The 1,387-nt window shown below is 37.1% G+C and carries 2 protein-coding genes; both read left to right on the top strand.

Translation table 11 applies throughout. The features are described 5' to 3' along the window. Positions 1–40 precede the first annotated feature (40 nt). On the top strand, positions 41–469 hold the full coding sequence (locus V3Z67_RS17430; protein WP_330444531.1) for a hypothetical protein: 429 nt from the start codon (positions 41–43) through the stop codon (positions 467–469). Between the two features lie 14 nt (positions 470–483). Further along, on the top strand, positions 484–1,335 hold the full coding sequence (locus tag V3Z67_RS17425; protein ID WP_330444530.1) for an IS3 family transposase: 852 nt from the start codon (positions 484–486) through the stop codon (positions 1,333–1,335). Positions 1,336–1,387: the final 52 nt, after the last annotated feature.

The following is a 1,387-nucleotide window of genomic DNA, read 5'->3' as shown; positions in this document are numbered from 1 at the left end:
TGTCACGTCCTGAAATAGCGATACACAAAAAAGTATCATTATGGATGAACAAAGCAATTATGTAAAGCGTACCCAAAAAGATTACCCATTAAGTTTAAAGATTCAGATTGTAAAAGATATTGAATCAGGAGAATTATCCGTTACTGAATCCCGCAAGCAGTATGGAATACAAAGCCATGCTACCGTTTTGGGTTGGCTCAGAAAATATGGTAACTTTGATTGGGAGAATCAAACACCATCGAATATGCCAAAGACACCCGAACAACGGATTATGGAGCTTGAGGCCAAGATCAAGCTTTTGGAGAAGCAGAAAGCGCAGCTTGAAAATCAAAATCATATATCCGATTCTAAAGCCATCATTTTTGATATGATGATTGACCTGGCGGAGAAGGAATATAATATTGATATCCGAAAAAACTTACCACCCGGACAATCCAATCCTTCCGTGAAAAAAGGCAGGAAAGCATAAGCTTCAGCTGTGGTTTGTTCGGGATAGACAGGCAGGTTTATTACCGAAGTATTAAGCGTGTCAAGCTCCGCAGGAATCTGGCAGAACAGGTTATCGCACTTGTGAAAGAGCAGCGCATAGGTCAGCCTCGGCTGGGAACACGCAAACTATATCATATACTTAATAATAAACTTAGAGAGTTAAAAGTAGGCAGGGATAAGTTCTTTGGTGTTTTAAAAGCTAATCACTTGTTGATAAAGCCAAAAAGGAGTTATCATGTTACTACATGGTCACACCATCGCTTTAGGAAGCATCCTAACCTGATAAAAGAAATGGGTATTACCAAGCCTGAACAGGTATGGGTATCTGATATTACCTATATTGGAAAACGTGAGAAACCTTGTTACTTAAGTTTAATAACAGATGCCTACTCTAAAAAGATAGTAGGATATGATGTGTCTGATTCTCTAAGCACACAAGGCTGTATAAATGCTTTAAAAATGGCTCATAGGAATAGGATGTTTAAGGCTGATGCATTAATACATCACTCAGACAGGGGAATACAATATTGTTCGGATGAGTATCAGTATTTATTAACGAAATGCAACCTAAAGTGTAGTATGACTCAAAACTCAGATCCGTATGAGAACGCAGTAGCAGAAAGAATAAATGGTATATTAAAACAAGAGTTCATGATTGATAGGTATCATCTTGAATTACCATTAATGAGGAAGCTGGTAACGGAGATAGTAAACAAGTACAATCAAATCAGACCACATTGGTCAAATTACATGCTGACTCCAAACCAAATGCACCTGCAAAACAGTATCAAAATGAAAACGTATAAAACAAAAAACAGAAGTAAACCGAAAGCTACTTCTGTCTAAAAAATGTATTTTTACTATTATTAATCCTGTATCGCTATTTTAGGACTAGTCA

Origin of the sequence: Flavobacterium sp. C4GT6, assembly GCF_036347315.1 — a bacterium.
Classification (GTDB): domain Bacteria; phylum Bacteroidota; class Bacteroidia; order Flavobacteriales; family Flavobacteriaceae; genus Flavobacterium.
The sequence above is the reverse complement of the archived record's forward strand: the minus strand, read 5'-3'. Positions and strand labels throughout refer to the sequence as shown.